Genomic DNA, 25,017 nt, shown 5'->3' with positions numbered 1-25,017 from the left:
CAAACTCTTTTCTATCCATTATATTAATAGCTGTAGTATCAACTAAGTTTTCATATCCATTAGGGTCTTTAATTAAAATAGTTCCATCATGGATTATGCCTTTATAGGTTTCTGAATTAAGGTATCAAACTTCATTATTTACATAAAATACAACCACAGGATGATGTGTGGGATTTAAAATTGGATAGCTATTACTATCAAAATTAATTGTTCCTAATCTAGGCCCACTTCTTTCTTTAAATTTTTTCATAATTTAATTATATTAAAAAGCTAACGTTTCCGCTAGCCTTTTAATGCGTCAGTTGACAGCTTACTTAGCCATTATTTCAGGCCTTTTACATACTTATTCTACACTACTTTTTCTTATGACAAAAGAATTTTTTTGTTTTTAGCGTTTTAAATCTCAAAGAAAAGCAAAATATTTTTTTGCTATTTAATTATAAAAAACATAGCCTCGCTATGTTCATGTTAATATTACATCTTTAATTTAAATGCGAAAGCCTGTGAGTCGCTTTCTTCCTCCATGACCTTTTGCTTTTTCGCTTTTTCTGAATTAATTAAAGTATTTTTATGCTTCCGTATTTCCAGTTGGACATTATCTTGTTCTGTAAATCAGCTTAAATCTTGTTCATCAACTTCATTAAGTTGTCTTAATATTTGTTTTAAATTGGCTATTTGTGAGCTTTCTTCAAAAGTTAGTGATGATTTTAATTTTTCAACTTTTGAAAAAATGATTTCATTCCGAACTTTGCATTTACCTTCATTAAAATCTAAGTTAACACGTTGAATAGTAAAGACCTTCTCTCCATCATTAATTCTTTCAAATAAACCAGTGATGATTTCTTTACATTGCCGATCATCAATTAAATTATCTAATCTAGTAAACTCTTCTTCAGCAAAATAACTATGGAATTGTTTTTTATCCATTACTTGAATGCTCGTTAAATCAACTAATGATTCATAACCATCATTATCAATTAATTTTATTTCACCAGAGAAAAACCTCTTAGGACTTGATGTACCTCTATAATTTAATGACCGAGAATTTAGATATCATACATCATTAGCGGTATAAAAAACAACCACTGGATGATACTTTTTTCCTGTTATTCGCAAACCCCGTCTATCAAAGTTAATAATTGGTAGATTGTTCATTGCTAATTTTTTAAATTTTCTCATAACAGAATTATATTAAAAGAACTAATGTTTCCATTAGTTCTTTTAAGCACCCTTCTTGTGCTGGCTTAGAGCTATACGCTATTTATATGAATAAATAACCGCTCATTTTATTCGTTATTAGTATACTATATTTTCAAAGAAAAGCAAAATATTTTTTTGTTATTTAATTTTTTTATCAAAGTATCTCACTTTAATAAATCAGCCTAATGCTATACCAATTCCCAAAGTTATAAGGCCTAAAGGGGCTAAAATAGATATTAAAAGCTTCTTATTTTTTGCTTTTTGCTTTTGAATATCATTATTAATATTTGGCAACTCAACAACAACATCATCTAAATCATCAATGACGGAGCTATTCAAGATATTTTCAATTGTAAACTCGGCAGCATTTTCTGAACTACCGGCAATTGGCCGAATTTTTATCTGTATCGATTTTAATATATTTTTTTCATTTGTTAAAAGCCGCAAGGAATTATTTAGTTCATTCAAATCTAAATCTCAATCTATTCCATATTTAATATCGTAAGTTTTTTGTAAATACTCATTAATATCGGCTATTACTTTGTCTCTCAGTTTGGATAACACATTTTCTTTATAACTGAATTTTTTTGTTTTAATTGACATTAAATCAAATAAAAATTCCTTCCCGTTATCATCAACAACAATCTTAGCGTTATTTAAAGCGTTATAACTAGTTAAATTAACGACTTTTCGGTTAATTCCCTTAATTACTACCGCTTGCTTAAATCCTTTGCCTTTAGCAAGGTTTCTGACCGCATTTTCAAGATTGCTAATCTCGACATCTTGACCTAATATTAATCCACGTTGTAATAATTTTTCATAGGTATATCGAGTTATCTTTTCTCTGATTTCGGATAAATTACCTGCTTCAAAGCTAAAGTCAGCTATTTCAATTTCTTTTAAATTAATTTCATGTTCGAATACATGAAAAACAATGTTATTGACTTTTCCATATAATATTCCACGGCCATTAATTGCTTCAATAACTAAAATAGCATTATGAATATATTTATTATCACTTGGTCTGATTTGCGGAACAGACATTTCAAAGGCAACCGAATCTAAATTTTTTATTTGATAGTCCTTATCCAATTCCAGTCCTTTAATTTGTTTTTTAATTTCCGAAATTATGAAATTTTTAATTTCATTTACATCATTTAAACCATTAAGTTCAATTGTTTTTAAAGTTATATTAGCAAATATATTAGCTTTTGTTTGAGACTTATTAGGTTCATCTTCATCATTAGCAGAATTATGATTTGGATTTTTCTTTTTATCTTCGTCAAAATTATCTATTTCGCTTATTTTAAAAACGTTCAAAGGAATTGAAAATATTTTATAAGGCATTATTGCGATATTAGAATCGGGTTTAACTAGTTCAACTTTAATCGTTAATAATTTTGTTAAATAACTAAAATCTGTTGTAAAGTTAAGTTTATTAAATTCTTCATCGGTAAGTCCGTTAAATCAAGATTTTTTGTTTTGTCAAATTTGAGTCATAAAATCTTTGATGTAATTATGTTTAGCGGCATCAATAAAGTATTGTCTATTTAATTCAAGATTAATAATTTGGTTATTAGTTGGTTTAATATCCTTGAATTTGATTTTCATAAATATAGGGTTTTGATTAAGCATATATATTTCTTCAACCGTATTAAGGTTAAAGTAGATAAATGCTCCAGACTTATCAGGGTTTATTTCTACCTTGCTGATATTAACTTTATCTTTATTAGTAAAGTCTGAAAGCAGTTCGACTTCTGCTAATTTGGTATTTTTATATCTATTAGCAAATTCATCCACACTAAATTTATCATCTGCGATGGTTTTTAGTGTTGGGGCAATACTAATATAACTATTGAAGTAATCTCTATAATAAAGACGCTCTATATAGCCTTTATAATATTCCATAGCATCTTCATAATTTAGTTTGTATATTTCCTTGTCTGTTAATCCAACCGAGATTAAATAATTATAAAATGATGCTCCGGTTGTTGTTTTTCACAAAGGCTGTATTTGACCGCTATCTAAAACAACATTATCCGTAAAATAAGAATTTGGCGGATTTTTACTATCCGAATTTTTTTCACCTGGTTCCTGAATTAATATTAATTTAAAATTACTAATTGAATTAGGGGCATTCGAGACAAACAGCCAAATTCCAGAAGTTGAAAAGTATGAGGATTCTCCGGTTTCTTTAATCTGGTCAATAGAATTTATTGTGTTTGTCTTATTTCTTCGTTATCGGTTTTACCGGCTTTAAAAAAGCTAACTGCCGCGATAACAATAATTATTACGGCTAATATACCAGCAAACGCTCCCAAAATTATATTAATGTATTGTTGTACCGTGTTTGCTATTGATTCTAAATTGGATTTGATGTTTTCTCCACCAGCATCCAAAATTACATTTGTAAATTTATTCATTTTTACCTCCTAAAATTTCATTTTGGTCAAAATCAAAAACCATTTCTGATGTATCATCCTGTTCTTTGATTTCTTTATCATTTACATTAGTGTTTTTTGATAAATATGTTATTTGTAAGCCAATTACATCCAATTTATATTGTTTTGAACCACTAGATTTAGATGTAAATGGCTGATTATCTAGTTTTCCGACAACTTCTATCAAGTCGCCTTTTTTACAATACTTCAAAAAGTTTTCGGCAACCTTATTAAAAATATTCACATCGATAAAATCAACTTTATCTTTTCCTTCGTCTATTACGGCCATATTAAATTGAACTCATAGACTATTTTCCTTTTTGTATTCTTTAGCATTATCATTTGTGATTCTGCCAGTTAATAAAACTTTATTCATTTTTTCCTTTCTAATTAGCCAATCAAAATGTAGCTATTATTCACACGCCAAAAAAACTTATTACTATTCCAGACAACAAAATTTTTCATTCCGGATTTTTGTTTCGTGCTTCATGCTTTAACTTGTTATCTTTACTAAAACACCCCTTATAACCCCTAATAAGCACTATCAGCATCATTATTCCTACGATCGCTAAAAATATAGCGCCAGTAATTAAATAACTAATTGCCTGATTCATTTTTAACTAAAAAAACCACCAAATCATCCCGTGTCGGGAGCGTGGTGGTTTTTATGTATTATTTTTTAAATGTTCATCCAAACGGTTCAAACGAGAAAATAACATTTCTCATTCTTTCGTTTGCTTCTAGTGAATTATCTATTAAGGTAGGTCTTTTAACTTCGTCAACAAGTTCAATATTTTTTCAAGCAACTCGATAATAAGGCATTCTTGCTTCATTCTTATCAAACGCTCCATAAAACTCTTCTTTGGTTCTTTCCCATTCTGTTCCGCCCATCGTAAATTTAATTGGACTAACAACATATTCATATTGTTTTAAAGCTCATTTATAAGTGTCCCTAAAATCAAATTCTCGTTCTTGAGCGCTATTACCTGGAAACATCAACAATGTATCTCCTAATGTTAAACCCATAATGTAATCTAATTTTAAATAATCTAATAATGCTTGCTCGTATTTATTAATTATTTCATAGTTTTTAATAAATATATCTTTAAGTGATAAGGTATTATCATAAACCCCTTCTCCCTTAATTCCCTTTGTGCTAGCAAGCATAAATTCCATAAATTCTAAATATGCAACAAGTAATCTATACTGAACGCTTTGCATCATAATATTTTTCGTATTACTCAAATATAAATAATCAATAAAATCTAACTTTATATTTGGAATTGGATTATCGAAGCTTCCAGGTTTATTTTCGTCATTATCACTAACTTTTTTAACCTTAAAGCCATCTTGTTGTTCGTAGAATAGTTTTGAAAATAATAATTCGTTTTTAGATTTTTCAAATGATGAATCGGTCGTAAATTCTCTATCGAATCTTCACCTAATATTCGGAGTGCTATAGTAAGTATTAGAAACATTAACAATTACTTTATATTTAGGGTCTTTTTCTAATGGAGATATTGCTGCATAATCACCATAATTCTCTCCGGTCGCCCAAACACTTCCCATTTTTTTTCCAGCATAATCTTCAGCTATTTTTTTTCAATCTTGAAAATGCATATCTCTATATCTATATAAATGTTCTCTAATATATGATTCATTCATTATCTTAAACGCTAAAGAATTATTCTCTTTATCATCCGTTGGGTCAATTTGTTTTAATTGCTCAACCTCTAAAAGATTTTTAAGTCTAACAACAACATTATATAAATCTCTTTCACTCACGACTCTATCAGATTTATCATTATATTTCATTAGTTTGATGTTATCGATACTTCGAATATAGCGACTTATTTTAGATATATTAGGAAATGTGAAATTATTAAATTCATCAATTTGATAATCCTTAACTTTTGGAATCATTTCTAATAACGCACTACCATTATCAACTAACGCACTATCAGCATAGAATTTTTCATTTTGGTCAAAATTATCTTCCTTAACCAAATTAAAAATCGTGCCATTATATTCAAAAATATTTTTATTTGTTTCATTAACGTTGCTATTATTACCAGAATTACTATTTTGACTATTTATAGTTCCTGAATTAGTATTATCATCAGGAACCGGAATAACAGGGTTGTTATCAATTTTGTCTAATTCTTTACCGCGTTTGCTAAACAAACTATATAAATTACAACTAACAGCACTCATTGGAGCGATTACAACCGGAATAATTCCAGCTAATTTAAATATTTTTTTCATTTTTACCTACCTTAAAAGACTTAATTACTTTACATCTTTCTACTTCAATTATAGTCCATTTACCTTCACTTTTAAGTGTTTCGACTTTATCAACCACCACGTCTCAATCAATCGACGCACCAAGCGCTTTAGAATATGAACCTTTTCTACCTCTTATTCGGTAAAAACTTCCTTTCGTATATTTATTAGTTATCATTTTCTGTTTTGGCTAATTTGCTTCATAAACTGACCAAAATAATATATTTGCTCTTTATACCGTTATTTCTCAAATCTAAATCAACTTCTTTTTTAAAGTTTTTATCTTCTTCCATCTTAATGCAGAAGTCATCAAATTGATTTAAAATCTTTTTTGCTTCATTTAGTTTTTCTTCCATAAATTTTTCACCTTCACTTTTAATCACCTGTTTTTTTATTGAATTTCCATAGGCATTCTTGCCTTTCTTTTCCAAGTATTCTTGTTTAATTTTTAAAATATCTTTCGTCATCAATTTCCTTTCTTTTATCATTAAAGTTTTAACTAATTCACATTGTGTGCTATACAATTTTTATGTAGATATAACTGCTTTTGAGCTGGATGCTTGCATTGAAACTTGAATTAAATTTATATGACTTTCATATTTATCTAGCTGGAGGACACATGAAATTATTAGAACATCTTTTTGCCTGTTATGGCGATTCTATAGGATTAAAAATCAATGGAAAACAACATTTTTGAAAGTAAGAAAACAATATTCCTATGGCATAATGTCTTAAATCTAAAGGAATCTAAGAGTTATGGTGGGTTCAAACCCAATGTAAAAAGAACAAACGGTACAATCCAACTGATTATCTTAAAAAATGTTTGGCTATTGAAGACATAAATTTGCACTCAAAAGAGATAATACAAGCATATGACCACCGCTTTAATAAACATATGAACAACAAGATGAATTTATTTAAAAAAATTAACAAAAAGAATAACTTACACAAAGTTTTTTGCCTATTAAAGGAAAATACTCCGCAGGTTGTGTTCGATATATGAACAACTACTATGTTCCGATTAAGGATGAAAAGAAAAGATTTTACATGCATGATGGCAAGCCAATTTCGTCATGAATTTTTCAGGAAAATTGATGTTTTTCCTTGAAGATAAGATTTTAAAAGTGAATGTTTTTAATTTTAAGAAGAATAATTGACGGATTACCAATTATTTTGCAAAAGACATTATTTAATTTATGGGGATGATTTAACTAAAAAGTTTTATCGTGCTGTCACACGTAGAGAATTTACAATTAACTTATACAATGTAATCAGATAATTAGGAAACTTTAATACAAGAGAAAAAGAATTGCTTGAAAAGAGCTTATTAGCTTCGGAAGAGATTCTTAAACCGCTCTCTAAAACATATCGTGAACCGATTAATAAAATTTAAAAAACTGGTTTTATATAAGTGATTATACTCAATTAAATTTTATATTTAATCATATATGCATAAAACAAATTAATTAGCAAGAAATGGCTTAAATAAATAAATTCTATTGCAATAAAAATAATTAATAGGTGTTTATTCCTATTTAAGTGAATTAGACTAGTTTTTTCTTAGCTCTAAAAATAATTAAAACGATATATTTTTCAACTATTAAAAACAGATGTATAAGGACATATTTTGATAAAATTTATATACTATAAAAAATAAATTTAAGGAGAATTATGAATAATAAAAAAATTGATGTAACACTAGGCTTTGACCTAGGTGTGGGTTCAGTAGGATATGCGATAGTTGATAATAGTACTAACCAAGTTTTAAAATGGGGTTCGAGACTATTTAGTGAACCTAATACGGCGCAAGATAGACGAGGTTTTAGATCTATCCGTAGATCAATCCGTAGAGCTAAATATCGTAATGAAAAATTTTTCAATTTAGTTATTAGAAATAACGATATATTTGGATTTAATACACGCCAAGAAATTTATGATGAATTTCGCAAATTAACCAAAACCTATCCGAATATTTTAGAACTGAAATTAAAAGGTTTAAAAGGCTTGATAAATCCAAAAGAAGCGGTTTGGTTATTGCATGATTATTTAATGAATCGTGGATTTTTCTTCACAGTTATTGATGACAAAACAAATCAAGAAGATTTAAAATTTAACAATAATGAGTCATCAGTGTTGCCTCTATTACCTTCTGAAAGACTTAATAAGTTTTATTTAAAACACGGTTTTTTTAAAGAACAAAATAAATACACTGCTTCTTCAGAATCTAAAAATTTTTCTAATGAAGATTGAAACAAAGAGCTTGCTGTATTTTTCGAAAATAATAAATATATTAGTGATAAATTTATTGAACCATATTTGGTCTTATTTAATAAAATAAGAAATTTTGCCACGGGACCTGGCTCTAAAAATAGCCCAACTAAATACGGGCTTTGAAGAATGTTTAATGATAATAAAGTAGATAGAATTGGAAATAACTTATGAGAACAAAACATTGGCAAATGTAGCTACTATCCAGATGAATTAAGATCCCCAAATCATTCAACCAGTGCTGAAATCTTTAATTTACTAAATGATTTAAATAATTTGAGAAATGAATATTACCTTGAATTCAGATTAAGTTATGATGATAAGATCGAAATAATTAATACATTATTGGATAAATTTAAAACAAAAGATAAAAAAACCAATTTTAAAGTGCAAGACTTAAAAAGTTACTTAAGTAAGTTTCTGGGTGAATCAGCTAATGATGATCAAATGTTTAATGATAAATCACTTGGTTTTAGTCGTGCTCTTAACAATAAAGAAGTAACATTTACATCATTGGATAGCACTTTTGAATTAATCAAAATTTTCAAACAACATGAAGCTATGTTACATAGTATAGATATCAATAATATGACTTGAATTCACGATTTTGATTCAATAATTAATGTTTTGAGCAAATATCAATCTCTTGAAGATCGTATAAAAGCACTAGAACAATTAAATATTTGGTCAAACTATTTTGCAAGCGATAATCTGGATAAATTATTCTTTGATATTAGTTCTTCAAACAAGATAAAAGCCTCGCAAATGGGTAATTTATCAAATAAGTGTCATCATAAATTTATTCCTTTATTACTTGAAAAAAATCACAACTATCAACAAATAAGATTTAGTGAAAAAGATCAAGTTAAAAATAAATCTAGTCAAACTCACAAATATTTAACTGTTTCATTTTTAGAAGATGCTATATTGCCACCAGCTGTACGTTCAACATTGTTAGAAGCCACAAAAATGTTTAATAAAATTAAAAAGTTGTACTCAAATATTTATAACATTACAAATGTAGTTATTGAACTAGCGAGAGAAAAAAATAATACTGATGCACAAAATAAATTAAAAGATTTTAATACTTTGATGAAATCAAGAAAGCAATTCATTGAAAATCAGTTAAATGTACTAGACCCTAAATTAAAACAATATGTTTTTGACAATAATAATGATTTAGTAATATTTAAACTATTTTTATATTTCCAACAAGACCACATCGATCCTTATGATGGAAAAGAACTTGATTTATCACGGGTAGTTTACGATAGTTCATATGTTGAAATTGACCACATAATTCCATATAGTCTTTCACTTGATAACTCTCAAACTAACAAGGTACTTACAAAAAGTGGTAACAATAAAATTAAAGGACAAAGAACTCCTTATGAATTTTTCAAAAATAATAGAAATGGTTCATGAGGTTGAAACGAGTTTGAGAAATGATGTTTCAGCAAAATAAAAAATAGTAATTCTGCGGAAAGTGAAAAAGATACTAAGAAAAAAACTAAGGATGTTTTATTTACGTCGCAAAATATGCGTGACAGCAAATTTTACAATCTAACTATTAAAAAATTCGACCAAAATACTCAAAAACAATTTATGAGTAGAAATTTAAATGATACTAGATACAGTACCAAATTATTTAGGGATGCTCTGATAGATTACTCAAGAAATCATAATGATGAGTTCAAAGTGACCTGCGTAAATGGGTATATTACTAGTTACTTAAGAACTATTTCTAAAATAGGAAAAAAGGACAGAAATCAACATAGTCATCACGCGCAAGATGCTGGTATCATTGCTATTCTATGCAATAATACAAAATCTCTTTACAATAAACTTTATCTTCAAGATACCAACATTGAATTAAAAATTTATGATGGTAAAACATATAAAGAAAATATCTATACTGGCGAATTAACCGAAATTCCTTCAGATAATACTTCGTTAGATAAACTTTATGATATAACGCAAATAGCTAATTTAATAAATGCTTCGTTTGAAACGGCTCCCGAAGTATTATTTTCTCGTAAATATGCACCAAAATACAATACAGAATTATTTAATTCTACATTGTATTCATTCAAAGATAATGAAGACGGAACAAGCGTAACAAAGATAATGAAGGCTAAATTGTTGGATAAGAAAACAAACTTGAAAAAGTTTTTTGGTTCAAATGCCTCTGATAAGGATAAACTTTTAATCAATAAAAATCATAATTCTGAATACAAAATACTGAATGAAATCTATTTAAAATATGAAAATTCAAAGGAAAACCCATTTATTGAATATATTAATAATGACCTGTTCAATAATTTCCCTGAAATCTTTACTGCCGAACAAATTACCACACTTATAAATTCCGGCAGAATTCCAATTTACAATGATAAAACAAAATCATTTAAATATTTTAAGGCATTGAGATATGAAAACGGCAAAAAAGAAAAAGAGGGTGTTATTTTGACAAAAAAACAAAATAACAGATCATTTAAAGATAGCCTAAAAGCCTTAGGACAATTAATTTATGTTTCTAAAAACGGGAAGTTCGCCGCAATATCAATAAATACGAAAATTTTAAATTTAACAGGAAAAAAAATAGACTTTAGGAACGAATCAATTTATAAAACAGATGAATTGAATAGGCTAAAAGAAATATTAAATATACCTTTAAATCAAAAACCATATATGGTAATTAATTTTGGTAGTTTATTTATAAAAGATAATGAGCTATTTTATGCATGCGGATTTCCTACAAGACGCGGTATAAAATCATCAATACAGATTAGACCATTGGCAACACATGTCGAAACCCCCTCTGAGTTGTCTACAAATATATTTATGAGTGATTACAAGTTAGTAGAAATTGATGAATTGGGAAATATCTATAATAAATAAAACAAAAAAACCCGTAAACGGGCATAAACAGCTGCCATAAAGGCGCTTTGTTTTAGTGCATACAATTTTTATGTAAGATATATTGTTTTGCATAATTATTATACTATATTCGGAGTTAAATGAAAAAAATAATTGAAATTTCTAAAAGTAATTATGTCAATATGTTTTTAAACAACTTAGTTGTTACCAAAAACGGGATTAAGATAATTATCCCAACAACTGAAATTGAAACCGTTATCTTTGAAAATGATCGTGCCATTATATCAATACCATTGATAAATGAATTGATTGACAAAGGTGTAAACATTATATTTTGTGATAGGAATTTTATGCCCCATTCATTAATAATCCCTTATCAAGGACATTATAATATGAAGATATTCCAAGAACAAATAACTTGAAATGATAGTTTTAAGGGCAAGATTTGAACAAAATTAGTTAAAGCCAAAATTAAAAATTCTATTAAGACTTTAATTAATTTAAATGTTGTTGATGACTACAATCTAGATAAATTAAATACTTATTATCAAAATGTTAAATATTTAGACCCAGATAACAAGGAAGCTCATGTTGCAAAACTTTATTTCAAATTGTTGTTTGGCGAAAAATTTGTTAGATCTAATGAGGATGATATTAAAAATACCTTTTTGAACTATGGTTATGCTATTTTGCTTAGTTACATTACCCGCTACATTTCTTCAAAAGGTTATGATTCAAGAATTGGTTTGCATCATAAGAGCTATAATAACAATTTTGCTTTGTCAACTGATTTAATTGAACCGTTCCGTTGCATTATTGATAAATTTGTTTTTGAATTTGTAAATCAAAATGAGTTGTTATTATTTCAGGATTATAAACAACAACTTTTTGACTTATTTGAACAATATATTATTGTGAATAACTCAAAAATTAAAATCTCATCATATATTCAAAAATTTATTGTTGCCGCATTATCAGGCGATGATCTTGAGGGATATTGTCTTGATTACGGTACAAAGTAGATTTATGAGAATTATAGTAATGTATGACATTTCATTTGAAGATGAAATAGCCGTTAAACAGTACACTCAGTTCAGAAACAATCTACTTAAACTTGGCTACTTTATGATGCAATACTCGATATATGTAAAATGTATACCTAATCATCTTTCTTATGAATATGAAAAGAAAAAAATAATCAATTATTTGCCTTCAAACGCAAATATCAGAATTTTTATGATAACCGAGAGTCAATACCAAAACATAGAATTGCTTACAGGTAAAAAAAGTTTAAATGAAATATATAACGGAACAGAAAGATATATTAAACTATAATGAATAAGATATTAAACATAAATCTTGATAGAATAAACTCTCTTCCAGATTTAATGGTAATAGATAATTTTGACTATCCTGATTTTATTAAAAATTTATTTCCGTGCAATGACACAGATAGCGCATCGATGATTTGAAATGACCGTGAGTATTTTAGTCAAGACATTTTAGTAATAAATTCAAACACTAAAATCAGCGATTTATATAATTTCAATTCGAAAAACCAACTTAAAGAATATTTATATAACTTAGAACAATGACAAAGTGAGAACATTATCAATGTTGAGAAATTAACCGAAGTTAAAAACCTATTAAATGAATACATTGGTGAAGATTTAATAGACTTAACTATTGATTTTACAAAGATATTAAAATATTTATTTGAATTTAATAACGATGATTATATTAATGAAAAAATATTACTCAATTGATTAGAAAAAGAGAAAAATAGTAGTAAAAAAATATTAATAATTGATAATTTTTCAAATATTAAATTATCTAAATTAGTTGGTATAACATGTAAATATAAAATCATTGTTTTGAGCAAAAATGTTTTTGTTCATTGTGATACGTTTCAAGATTCAGAAGTTTGCAGTTTTATATATAATAACGAGTTGTATCCAATACCCGACGCTAAAACATTTTATGAGTGATTAAAATACGATCTAAAATTAGATTTATCTGAAAATGAGATGTTAAAAATGTTTCAAAACGATATATTTAGCTATTTTTCATTCAAAAGTAAGTTTTTTTCTTAGGAATGACATTTTAGTGCTATACAATTTTTATGTAAGATATAACTTTTTACACACTAATTTTTTACGCATTCAAATTTTAGTGCTATACAATTTTTATGTAAGATATAACAAAAAACCTAAAATATTTTGTGGTTTCTGAATTTTAGTGCTATACAATTTTTATGTAAGATATAACAATGACTGGTTCAAATGCGTGGGAAAATAAATTTTAGTGCTATACAATTTTTATGTAAGATATAACATATGGTATTTTGAACGTGTAAATGTCTATATTTTAGTGCTATACAATTTTTATGTAAGATATAACATACAACAAAAGAATTGAAAACAATCGAACATTTTAGTGCTATACAATTTTTATGTAAGATATAACCACAAAGATAGATTTTACAATTAAAACAAAATTTTAGTGCTATACAATTTTTATGTAAGATATAACATTTGTTGCTGAAAATTCGAATTCGCATAAATTTTAGTGCTATACAATTTTTATGTAAGATATAACAGAATTACAAGAGAATTGCAACTTTGACTTATTTTAGTGCTATACAATTTTTATGTAAGATATAACATGAAACAATTAGAGAAATAGTTAGAGAGTATTTTAGTGCTATACAATTTTTATGTAAGATATAACAACATTCGAACCCTCTTCAAAAGTACAATCATTTTAGTGCTATACAATTTTTATGTAAGATATAACCACTAAGTCCCATCGCAAATGCTAACGGGGATTTTAGTGCTATACAATTTTTATGTAAGATATAACCAATATCACCAGAATATTTCGCATTTTTTTATTTTAGTGCTATACAATTTTTATGTAAGATATAACTTTAAATAAGTCATATTTGAGTTCTAACGCATTTTAGTGCTATACAATTTTTATGTAAGATATAACGAAAAACCTAAAATATTTTATAGTTTCAGAATTTTAGTGCTATACAATTTTTATGTAAGATATAACAAAACGACGACTTTCACTGTTTACGGGCTTATTTTAGTGCTATACAATTTTTATGTAAGATATAACCATTTCAACCTTAGAACGTGATTCTCATCCATTTTAGTGCTATACAATTTTTATGTAAGATATAACCTAAAAATTATTGCATGTGCGTGTGTTCTAATTTTAGTGCTATACAATTTTTATGTAAGATATAACGAATTTAAAAGGTAATGAATTAAAATATGCATTTTAGTGCTATACAATTTTTATGTAAGATATAACTATTAAATATATTGCTTATTCAGACCGACAATTTTAGTGCTATACAATTTTTATGTAAGATATAACTAATATGGTAGTTGATAATTTAATATATGAATTTTAGTGCTATACAATTTTTATGTAAGATATAACTATTCAACAAACAATACTGAAACCGTGAATATTTTAGTGCTATACAATTTTTATGTAAGATATAACTTCAGATATGTATTATTTCATCAATCGTTAATTTTAGTGCTATACAATTTTTATGTAAGATATAACAAATGTTTATAGTGATGAAACAGTAAGACTATTTTAGTGCTATACAATTTTTATGTAAGATATAACCAGAAAGCGTTGGGGGTTTGACGGAGTTGGGATTTTAGTGCTATACAATTTTTATGTAAGATATAACATATTAGAAAGCATATAAAAGCGATTACGAATTTTAGTGCTATACAATTTTTATGTAAGATATAACATTTAGAACATCAATTATTAACAATCTTATAATTTTAGTGCTATACAATTTTTATGTAAGATATAACTTTAACTCAATAATGAAAAGCAATTCAATGATTTTAGTGCTATACAATTTTTATGTAAGATATAACTTGAAAACTAAAACAAAACAATGCGTTATCATTTTAGTGCTATACAATTTTTATGTAAGATATAACTTTTGACGAATTTTTAGACTATCTAAATGAATTTTAGTGCTATACAATTTTTATGTAAGATATAACAATTTTATGAAAATAGAAAAAAAAGACATTATTTTAGTGCTATACAATTTTTATGTAAGATATAACTTTAAATGCTAATATTAAATTAGTTAGTGAATTTTAGTGCTATACAATTTTTATGTAAGATATAACCGAACAAGAGCACTTTGGAATTCCAATCGAATTTTAGTGCTATACAATTTTTATGTAAGATATAACAATTTTATGAAACTAGAAAAACAAAACGTCATTTTAGTGCTATACAATTTTTATGTAAGATATAACATATTTAAACAATGAGGAGTATCTAAGCTAATTTTAGTGCTATACAATTTTTATGTAAGATATAACTAATTATAATAATTGAATTACCAAAATTGAATTTTAGTGCTATACAATTTTTATGTAAGATATAACGACAAAACACAACCACAACTAATAGGGTACATTTTAGTGCTATACAATTTTTATGTAAGATATAACTGGACTGATATAGACCTTCAAACAAACCTAATTTTAGTGCTATACAATTTTTATGTAAGATATAACTTAAAAACCTAAATTTTAGAAATATTACGAATTTTAGTGCTATACAATTTTTATGTAAGATATAACAAATGTTATCAAACATACTAAAAGGAAATAATTTTAGTGCTATACAATTTTTATGTAAGATATAACTTAAAAACCTTGAATTTCGAAATATTACAAATTTTAGTGCTATACAATTTTTATGTAAGATATAACTTATTACCAATCTGATAAAAGTTGCTGAAAATTTTAGTGCTATACAATTTTTATGTAAGATATAACATTAAAATCAAAAAGAGAAAAACTCGAACAATTTTAGTGCTATACAATTTTTATGTAAGATATAACAGAATAAAAACAACAAAAGACATATTAAGAATTTTAGTGCTATACAATTTTTATGTAAGATATAACAAAGTTGCTGAACAAATGGGTTTCATTCAAATTTTAGTGCTATACAATTTTTATGTAAGATATAACATACTTTAAAGAAATTCGCAACATTTTCAAATTTTAGTGCTATACAATTTTTATGTAAGATATAACGTTAATGAGTTTGAGTAATGATATGTCTAAATTTTAGTGCTATACAATTTTTATGTAAGATATAACTATTGAGAGCATTGAAAATAAAAAATTATTATTTTAGTGCTATACAATTTTTATGTAAGATATAACAGGATTTGTTGAAAAGACAAACCTTAAAATATTTTAGTGCTATACAATTTTTATGTAAGATATAACGCTTTGGTTAATTCTTTTGTACCCTATCAAATTTTAGTGCTATACAATTTTTATGTAAGATATAACCATTAATTTCTTGTTCTGTTGCAGACAATCATTTTAGTGCTATACAATTTTTATGTAAGATATAACGAGTGTCAAACAACATTAATAAGTCAAGTAATTTTAGTGCTACACAATTTTTATGTAAGATATAACTTAAAAACCTAAATTTTAGAAATATCACAAATTTTAGTGCTATACAATTTTTATGTAAGATATAACAGACCTATTTTTAAACACTCTAAAAGAAGAATTTTAGTGCTATACAATTTTTATGTAAGATATAACCACTCCTTCTTTTTATTTAAAACACGTAAAATTTTAGTGCTATACAATTTTTATGTAAGATATAACAAAAACAGAAACATTATCTAATTTAAAGGGATTTTAGTGCTATACAATTTTTATGTAAGATATAACCTTTTTTGGTTTTGCAATTGGTTTTTGTTAATTTTAGTGCTATACAATTTTTATGTAAGATATAACGCTTTGGTTAATTCTTTTGTAACCAATCAAATTTTAGTGCTATACAATTTTTATGTAAGATATAACTTACTATTCAAACAGTTCAGTTAAATGTTCTATTTTAGTGCTATACAATTTTTATGTAAGATATAACATAACATTGACAGCGTTTGCTATTATCGTGATTTTAGTGCTATACAATTTTTATGTAAGATATAACAGTTTAACGACTTATGAGACCCTCGACAAAATTTTAGTGCTATACAATTTTTATGTAAGATATAACACGTTATTACAAGTGATTAGAGATAGATATATTTTAGTGCTATACAATTTTTATGTAAGATATAACGATTATGATTTCAATTGTTGACCCATCTTTATTTTAGTGCTATACAATTTTTATGTAAGATATAACTCACGAGAATGATAACTCCAATCTACCCGAATTTTAGTGCTATACAATTTTTATGTAAGATATAACATCATTTTCTGGATTACTCTGCGTGGTTCCATTTTAGTGCTATACAATTTTTATGTAAGATATAACCTTGTATAAGTCTTTTTGTCTTAGGTCTCCATTTTAGTGCTATACAATTTTTATGTAAGATATAACTGATATAGTTGATTGTAATTTTAAAAATTTATTTTAGTGCTATACAATTTTTATGTAAGATATAACAGAAACAACTGATTGAGATTTCTGATTCTTATTTTAGTGCTATACAATTTTTATGTAAGATATAACCTTGTATAAGTCTTTTTGTCTTAGGTCCCCATTTTAGTGCTATACAATTTTTATGTAAGATATAACTTCATAGTCGTCAATTTCTGCGTCCCATTCATTTTAGTGCTATACAATTTTTATGTAAGATTTAACTTATTATCTAAGTTAAATCAATCTGACACAATTTTAGTGCTATACAATTTTTATGTAAGATATAACGCGATAAGCCACGATATGGATATTCGCAAGATTTTAGTGCTATACAATTTTTATGTAAGATATAACAACAACTGGAGACGCAGTCGAGCCATTTTTATTTTAGTGCTATACAATTTTTATGTAAGATATAACGCAACATTGTCAAATTTTATCGACCCCTTAATTTTAGTGCTATACAATTTTTATGTAAGATATAACCTTGTATAAGTCTTTTCGTCTCAAATCTCCATTTTAGTGCTATACAATTTTTATGTAAGATATAACATATGGTATTTTAAATGTATATATATCGATATTTTAGTGCTATACAATTTTTATGTAAGATATAACAACTGGTAGTCTTGGTATGGTCGTCGACCAATTTTAGTGCTATACAATTTTTATGTAAGATATAACTATCGATATATGGATTATCCATTCAACAACATTATCTAAATCATCAATTTCAACGTGAATTTTTTTCTGATTTCTAAGCTTAAATCTATTAGCATTTTCTAAATATTTTTTGTTATTTTGTATATCGATTTGCTCGTCGATTTTGAATCGTTTTTTCATCTCATATAATAGTTGTTTTGATGGCTTTAAAGGTATCAACTCAGATGGTAATGATTGATTATTTAAGTCGCTTATAATACAAAATTTAATTAAATCAAAATCATATTTAGACCGCTTTAAACGTTCTATTATTACATCATGATAATATGTTATTCGACGTTTTTTGCCCCCTATTATCTAGATATTCATACATCGTATAATTTAATTCGAAACTACCGTCCATCGTAATTCATTTATGAGTTTTTTGTTTAGCTATTCTCCAGTCTGGATATTTTTCGAAACGTATTTTATTTCGAAATTCTTCTTCAGCAAAATTTAATTCTTTTGCTTTGTTAAAATAGTATTTTTTCAAATCTAGTTCATTACTTAATATATTAATTTCATAATTCATAATTCAATTATAAAAAAACATAGCCTCGCTATGTTCATATTAATATTACATCTTTAATTTCAATGTAAAAGTTTCTGAAGGAGGACTTGTTTCGGGTTTTGGTTTAGGCGGGAATTGAGCTTTTTTGTTGTCTTCGATATCTGGAGGTCAATTACTATTCTTAGAATTTGATAATTTATTTATAGCTTCCTCAGTATAAAATTCCTTATTTACTTGTTTAAATTCTTCCTCGCTTAATGATAGTACTTTATTTAAATTAGTTTCTAGCCGATTTAAATGTTGTTTTGCTTCGAGAGATTCATTGGCAATTTATTGATATTTGTTTTTATAACTCGGTTTATTCGTATAAATCAAATCAGCATGTGTTCTTTTAGTTTTGAAATCAAAAGAAACTCTTTGTATTGTTAAGCAATTTTTATCATCGACTAACTTATCTTTATCTAAAAAGTTTTGGTCTAATCTAGAATAAATTCTTATAGCTTCATTTGAATTAGATACATTTGTTAAATCTGTGAATTCGGATTTTTTGTAAAAGGATTCAAACTCTTTTCTATCCATTATATTAATTGCTGTAGTATCAACTAAGTTTTCATATCCATTAGGGTCTTTAATTAAAATAGTTCCATCATGGGTTATGCCTTTATAGGTTTCTGAATTAAGGTATCACACATCATTATTTACGTAAAATACAACTACAGGATGATGTGTGGGATTTAAGATGGGGTAACTATCATTTTTAAAATTAATTGTTCCAACATTTCAAAATTTTCTTTTATGTATTTTTTTCATAATTTAATTATATTAAAAGTCCAACTATTTCTAGTTGAACTTTTTTTGGTAGGCGAGCAAGCTCCCTACAAATAGTTGCCTATATTTCAAGGCTTTTTACATACTTATTATACACTACTTTTTCTTATTACCAAAGAAATTTTTTGTTTTTAGCGTTTTAACTTTTAAAGAAAGGAAAATGTTTTTTGTTATTTAGGATTATGTTTTTAAATTTTCTCATAACAAAATTATATTAAAAAAACTAATGTTTCCATTAGTTCTTTTAAGCACCCTTCTTGTGCTGGCTTAGAGCTATACGCTATTTATATGACTAAATAACCGCTCCTTTTATTCATTATTAGTATACTAAGTTTTCAAAGAAAAGCAAAATATTTAAATTATTTAACTTTAAAATCAGATCTCCCTAATTCCGTCATTAGTTTAAGAGCTTCTGCAATGGTGTTATATGTTGTTGCATAATAAACGTTACGGTTTCAACCCGAGTAAAGTTTAGATCATGTATCGCTTCATAAGACGCGACGTAAATCAGCTCCACGAACCTTGGTAAATGTATCAACTTTACCTAACAAGTCAGTTCTATTGTGGTTAGCTAAATCTTGGTATAGATCTGTTCCTCCGATTACAGGGTATAGTTGAGTGCCTTGTCTGTCATACACGTTATCCAGAAATGGCATATTTTTCTCATAACCTAGCATAATTGCTGTAGCACTATTGTGTAATCCGTAGTAAGTATCTGTAGGAATGGCTGTATATCATTGCGACATTTTTTCATCAACCAGAACATTTGATACGTGGTTTGAAATAAAATCTATTCATTTTTGTTTCAGCGTGTATTTAGTGTTACCAATTTCTGCCTCATATTGACCATCAGTTTCTGGTATTTGTGTATTTAAATAATTAAATAATGACCCAAATGTATTTGAATTTCAACCATTTGAGAACTTTAATCTAATTATTGTTGATTGATTATAATGTGGAATTATTGAATTATTTTTGTCTATTTTTAAAATTTCATCTCTTTTGTTTTTTGGTAGAGAGAATAGGTATGAATTTGTCGATACTTGGTTGGGGGTGTAAATATCATTTTCATATTCAATATTTATACCTTTGCTTCTTTCTTTATTTCAAGTGAATTTATTATTTTTATTAGTTACTCTATCATGACCTTCAAAACTAATTGATTCGACATTATAGATGTATCCAGCTTTTAATTCTAGCGATTGGAATTTAAAGTTTATGTGACCTAAATTATCCTGATATACCGCAACACCATTACTAATATTTAGAGTGTGTGTTAGTTCTTTGGTGATATCGCCACCAGTTGAATTTTTACCTTTAAATGTAGCTCTACCAACCAATATTACATTAATAGGTGGATTTTGAAGAACTTGGACATCGCTCGAACTAAATCCTGTAATATCTATTGTATTGTCAGTTACAGCTTCAATTAAATTAGCACCTTCAAGATATTTAGCATCGTTTCCTACTCTATTAGTAGGAATGTTGTTGCGAAAACTTAATTTAACGTTTTGTGCCTCAAGGCTTGACAAAATAACTTTAAAATCTCTAGTTTCTTGAGCATATGTTTTATCAAATTGGTCTTGAGATTGTTGTAAAACTTGTTGAGTGGTTAAATTATTTTTATCGGAAATAACCACTTTACTTAAGTAATAAACACCATTTTTATTAAATGATTCACGTTTAAAAGTAAATTTTAATACATCGCTGTTTAAAATAATTGGTTCAGAAATAACGTGATTATTTCCCGAACTAGCCATTAAATATACATATTTATTAGCGTGTTTTCCGCCGTGTTGATTAACTACTAACAACCCATGAACATCTTCTTTCTTTCAGGTATATCTTGTTGTGATTGTTGTGTTTGGGGTGTAGTTTGTAGCAACAGACGGCGCAAACTTGATGACATCATACGTATTATCTAGTTCGCTAATTAATTCATTAAGTTCTTTAGGAACGGCGCTATCTTTATTTGCTTGGATTTGATTTAATTTATTTAAGAATTGTAGCCGTTTCGGATTTGATAAACTTAAAACAGAAGCGGCATCACGTGCTTTTTCAATTTTTGCATCTTTAATAATTCTGTTTAATTTTGGTTCCGTTTTTGAATCCTGATTTAATCTATTAGTTAAACTATTTTTAGAATTACCCGGTTTCAAATCGTCAACAGCATTTTTAGCTTCATTATAGGTTTTTATCAACGATTTTGCATTGTTAATTTTGTTTTGAACGCTTTGAGCGTTATCTGCATTCGTTACTGCAAATTGTGTTTTGGTCGAATTATCTAAGTTTTTGATAAGGTCTTGTAATTCTGAGACTTTCTTTGCTCTTTCAATATCGTCTTGTTTTTGTAATTGAGCATCCTTAATGATTTGTGAAATTTGCTCTTTTGTTGTAGCTTCGTTAAGTCTATTTTCCAAAGCAGTTTTTTGTGGACTTTGTCTTAAGCTGCCAATGTTTGAATTGGCGTCATTGATTAATAGTTTAAATGATTCTAATTCTTGTTCCAATTTGTTTGCCGCATCCAAATTAGTAATTGCGCCATTCTTCTTAGTGAATTCACCTTTAATTACTTTTGTCTTATCAAATGGGCTTTGATTTAGTTTACTTTCTATTTTATCGATTTTTGTTTTTATTATTTCTACACTTTTTATAGCATCATCAAGAGCTTTGGCTGCTTTTCTGAGCATGTCAGGTGTTGAATTTGGGTTATCGCGATTGTTAAGATTTAACATTGATTCTAAGTGCGACCTAACACCAGCATATTTAGGTTGATTACCAAATTGTGCTATTTTATTGCTTACATGTTTTTTAGCAACTTCATATTTTGCTCGTGCTAAGTATTTTTCTTTATTTCGTTCAAATGATTCTAATTTAGTCTTACCAGCAGAGTATTCAGCAATTATTTTGTTTGATTTATCATTTAATTCCTGATATGTAGGATTGTTTGTGGAATAAGTATTATTAAATGTATTGATGTTATGTGTAACCTCTCCTTTTACACTATCAATATCAGCATTTAATAGTTCAATTGCTTTTGATTTAGTTTGGGAGTCCTTTTCATCAATAAACAAATTACGCAATTGTGCTTCTTTGTTATTAAACGAACCAATTGTATTATTGGCATTCGTGTTATTAGATGATAACATTTCTACTTTATTAACTACATTAATGTATTGACTAGGTTCCAGAGCGTTAGTAATTGAATTTAGTAATGAGGTTCTATAAGGCTTACCATCAGAATCTAATTTATCTATTAATAAGTGGTGTAAATTAGAAACATCATTATTGCCATGGGTGTTTGATAAACTGTGTAATGAATTAATTTTTGAATCCAATGAATCTAAACCTTTTTTAGATTCTGAAACAGCTTCTTTAATTTCGCTTATTTTAGCAATTCCGTCTTCAAAGACTTTGATATTGGTTTGGTCAACATTAGTCAACCCTTCAACAGCTGATTTAATTTGTGTTAAATTATCAACCGTATCTCTAATAGTCTCGTATTTTGAATCACTAACTGTTGCAACTAATTCATCGTATTTGTCTTTAAACTCTTTGGCCTTGCTTGATTTATTAATTGCATTTGTCAATGCTAGGGAATAATTATCATAAGCTTGGTTAATTTGACTGGTTGTTGACTGGTTATTACCTAATACACTATTTAAAACATCTTGTGCTGCGGTTTTGGCTGTATCCAATGAGTTTTTGATGGTTTGGTATTTCGCATCAGCAGGAAATTGCGACTTAGTTGTTGCAATTAGGTTGTCCTTACTTATTTTATTGTTAAGTTTTTGTGCACGTGTAACTTGTTGCTTCTTGGCTAATGTGTAGGCCTCATTAAGTTTATCAATATCAGATTGAGCCTGGCTTGCACTTGGGTTTTTACCTATGCCAGATGTTGTATCGGTGTGACTTTTGACTGCTGTCAACGCTGTATTAATGTCATTATAACCATTTGTAAGTGTTTGATTTAAATATTGTTGAACTTCGTCAGCTAGTTTAATATATTCATTATTTTTATTTAATTTCGCTTGTCTTTTATCTTCGATAAATTTTGATTTTACCGACTCCAATGCTTTTTGAGCACCTTCATAAAGTTCACGCTGTTTTTGAGGGCTGGCATTTTCTTCATTTTGGATGTCTTGTGCTAATTTGTCATTAATTTGTTTCAATTTATTTTCATATTCAGATTTCAATTGTTGTAGAACAGGATCTGTTGTTTGAGTTGCTTCGTTTTGGCTTTGTTTTTTTGCATTTTCAAAAGCTTGTTTTGCTTTTTCTAGAGACGTAACTGCAGCTTGGTTTATAGCTTTTTGCAGGGCGTCTTGGGCAGCAGCGATGATTTCATAATTGTTTGAAACATTTGTCCCGTTTTGGTTATTAACCTCTTTAGCGGCATTTAATCTATCAATTTCATCCTTGTATAATTTACTATTTTTATTAAGTTCAGTTAGCAATTTATCAACATCTGAACTGATTGAATTATAAACATTAACGGCAGCTTCTTGAATTTTAGTTTTTAGAGCCTCAGTTTGGTCATTATAGTTTTGAGCTGTAATAGTTTTATCTGCTTGAGCAGCAGAAATAACATTTTGTGATGTTTGTTTTTGATTGTTTAATAAATCACTTTGTTGAGCGTTTTTATATTTTGGATCTTTAACTAATTCATCAAGTAGCGTAATTTGTTGATTATATTTATTAACCGAGTCATCAATAGCAGTAACATCTTTCTTGGCTTGGTCTAATGATTTTTGCAATTGATTTGAAGCACCCGTAGCTATAGTTTCTTTTGGATATGGTTTAACTTCCTTACGAGCTAAAGAGTCTTGAGTAGCCTTAACATTTTTCAACGTTTCTTTAACTTTGTTATATTGCGGTGCTGATTGATTTAAACTATTTAGATATGATTTTACTTCTTCACTTAATTTTGTATATTTTTCAACAGCAGCTTTATCTTTATCTGCGATTGGGAATTGTTGTTGCGCAAATTCGTTTGCTTTGTCAACTATTGTCTTAGCCTTAGCGAAATCTTGTGGAGTTGGATTGGATTTTACTAAATTGTTCGCACTTGTTTTATCGCTCTCTAATTTAGTTTTGATATATTCTCTACTTGGATCAGTACTGTTAGCAATGTTTTGCTCTAATGTGGTTAATGAAGTTTGATATGCTTGTTGAGCCACATTAGTTTCTTGAGTTTTTTTATCGTTAATTTGATTTTTAACTTGTCAAAGACCTTTTTGAGCTCGTTCATAAGCAGCAATTGAATCTTGAGCAAAAGTAGGTGAATCTTTCTGTAATGAGCTTAGTTTTTGAGTTAGAGTATTATTGATTCTTTCAATTTCAGAGTCTAATCATTTTTTAGTGTTTGGATAGGCATCAAGGTTGTTAGAAGTATCTGTTAAGTTCTTTTTGCTTGATTCGTAATCAACTTTT

General features: G+C 27.3%; 14 protein-coding genes, 1 pseudogene and 1 CRISPR repeat array. Of the genes and pseudogenes, 4 read left to right on the top strand and 11 right to left on the bottom strand.

Annotated elements, in window-relative coordinates:
- The 8 genes and pseudogenes from NW238_RS03495 to NW238_RS03460 all read right to left on the bottom strand — a co-directional run.
- Nucleotides 1–250: Mbov_0400 family ICE element protein (locus NW238_RS03495; RefSeq protein WP_258451828.1), on the bottom strand; the 250-nt coding region annotated here is incomplete at its 3' end.
- Between the two features lie 224 nt (nucleotides 251–474).
- Nucleotides 475–1,179, bottom strand: coding sequence for an Mbov_0400 family ICE element protein (locus NW238_RS03490; protein ID WP_216567742.1), 705 nt, complete (start codon nucleotides 1,177–1,179; stop codon nucleotides 475–477).
- 159 nt (nucleotides 1,180–1,338) lie between these two features.
- Nucleotides 1,339–3,432: pseudogene (locus NW238_RS03485) on the bottom strand (Mbov_0399 family ICE element protein); the annotation flags it as partial.
- Complete coding sequence (locus tag NW238_RS03480) at nucleotides 3,414–3,623, bottom strand: Mbov_0395 family pilin-like conjugal transfer protein (RefSeq protein ID WP_258451825.1); 210 nt, start codon at nucleotides 3,621–3,623, stop codon at nucleotides 3,414–3,416. The pseudogene NW238_RS03485 and the gene NW238_RS03480, both read right to left, overlap by 19 nt.
- Nucleotides 3,616–4,017: a single-stranded DNA-binding protein gene (locus NW238_RS03475; RefSeq protein WP_258451824.1), complete on the bottom strand. Its 402-nt coding sequence runs from the start codon at nucleotides 4,015–4,017 to the stop codon at nucleotides 3,616–3,618. Before NW238_RS03475 ends, NW238_RS03480 begins: the two co-directional genes overlap by 8 nt.
- Nucleotides 4,018–4,313: 296 nt before the next feature.
- Entirely contained in the window at nucleotides 4,314–5,906 is a 1,593-nt protein-coding gene (locus NW238_RS03470; RefSeq protein WP_258451822.1) for an MAG3960 family lipoprotein, read from the bottom strand.
- Entirely contained in the window at nucleotides 5,890–6,102 is a 213-nt protein-coding gene (locus NW238_RS03465) for a hypothetical protein (RefSeq protein ID WP_216567751.1), read from the bottom strand. The genes NW238_RS03470 and NW238_RS03465 overlap by 17 nt, the downstream gene beginning before the upstream one ends.
- The gene (locus NW238_RS03460; RefSeq protein ID WP_258451821.1) at nucleotides 6,092–6,391 is read right to left on the bottom strand and encodes a hypothetical protein; all 300 of its coding nucleotides are present in this window, start codon (nucleotides 6,389–6,391) and stop codon (nucleotides 6,092–6,094) included. Before NW238_RS03460 ends, NW238_RS03465 begins: the two co-directional genes overlap by 11 nt.
- 1,204 nt (nucleotides 6,392–7,595) lie before the next feature.
- Here NW238_RS03460 and cas9 point away from each other — a divergent pair.
- From cas9 to NW238_RS03440, 4 genes are all read left to right on the top strand, one after another.
- Nucleotides 7,596–11,093 carry a type II CRISPR RNA-guided endonuclease Cas9 gene (gene cas9 / locus NW238_RS03455; protein WP_258451820.1) on the top strand — a complete coding sequence of 1,166 codons (3,498 nt, stop codon included), beginning with the start codon at nucleotides 7,596–7,598 and terminating at the stop codon, nucleotides 11,091–11,093.
- A gap of 119 nt (nucleotides 11,094–11,212) precedes the next feature.
- Nucleotides 11,213–12,094 (top strand): type II CRISPR-associated endonuclease Cas1, encoded by an 882-nt coding sequence (gene cas1 / locus NW238_RS03450; protein ID WP_258451819.1) that lies wholly within the window; start codon nucleotides 11,213–11,215, stop codon nucleotides 12,092–12,094.
- A 4-nt stretch (nucleotides 12,095–12,098) separates the two neighbouring features.
- A complete protein-coding gene (cas2, locus tag NW238_RS03445) occupies nucleotides 12,099–12,407 on the top strand; it encodes a CRISPR-associated endonuclease Cas2 (protein ID WP_216505641.1) in 309 nt (102 codons plus the stop codon).
- Nucleotides 12,407–13,165, top strand: coding sequence for a hypothetical protein (locus tag NW238_RS03440; RefSeq protein ID WP_216505640.1), 759 nt, complete (start codon nucleotides 12,407–12,409; stop codon nucleotides 13,163–13,165). The genes cas2 and NW238_RS03440 overlap by 1 nt, the downstream gene beginning before the upstream one ends.
- A 7-nt stretch (nucleotides 13,166–13,172) precedes the next feature.
- Nucleotides 13,173–18,227: direct repeats of the CRISPR family, unit length 36 nt; unit sequence ATTTTAGTGCTATACAATTTTTATGTAAGATATAAC.
- A 265-nt stretch (nucleotides 18,228–18,492) separates the two neighbouring features.
- Here the strand turns inward: NW238_RS03440 and NW238_RS03435 are convergent.
- The 3 genes from NW238_RS03435 to NW238_RS03425 form a co-directional block, all read right to left on the bottom strand.
- The gene (locus NW238_RS03435; RefSeq protein ID WP_216505639.1) at nucleotides 18,493–18,777 is read right to left on the bottom strand and encodes a hypothetical protein; all 285 of its coding nucleotides are present in this window, start codon (nucleotides 18,775–18,777) and stop codon (nucleotides 18,493–18,495) included.
- A 309-nt stretch (nucleotides 18,778–19,086) separates the two neighbouring features.
- The gene (locus NW238_RS03430) at nucleotides 19,087–19,566 is read right to left on the bottom strand and encodes an Mbov_0400 family ICE element protein (protein WP_258451817.1); all 480 of its coding nucleotides are present in this window, start codon (nucleotides 19,564–19,566) and stop codon (nucleotides 19,087–19,089) included.
- A 377-nt stretch (nucleotides 19,567–19,943) separates the two neighbouring features.
- Nucleotides 19,944–25,017, bottom strand: a 5,074-nt coding sequence (locus tag NW238_RS03425) for a coiled-coil domain-containing protein (RefSeq protein WP_258451816.1), incomplete at its 5' end; no start/stop codon positions are given.

This window comes from Mycoplasma zalophidermidis (assembly GCF_024742155.1).
Lineage (GTDB): Bacteria > Bacillota_I > Bacilli_A > Mycoplasmatales > Metamycoplasmataceae > Mycoplasmopsis > Mycoplasmopsis zalophidermidis.
The sequence above is the reverse complement of the archived record's forward strand: the minus strand, read 5'-3'. Positions and strand labels throughout refer to the sequence as shown.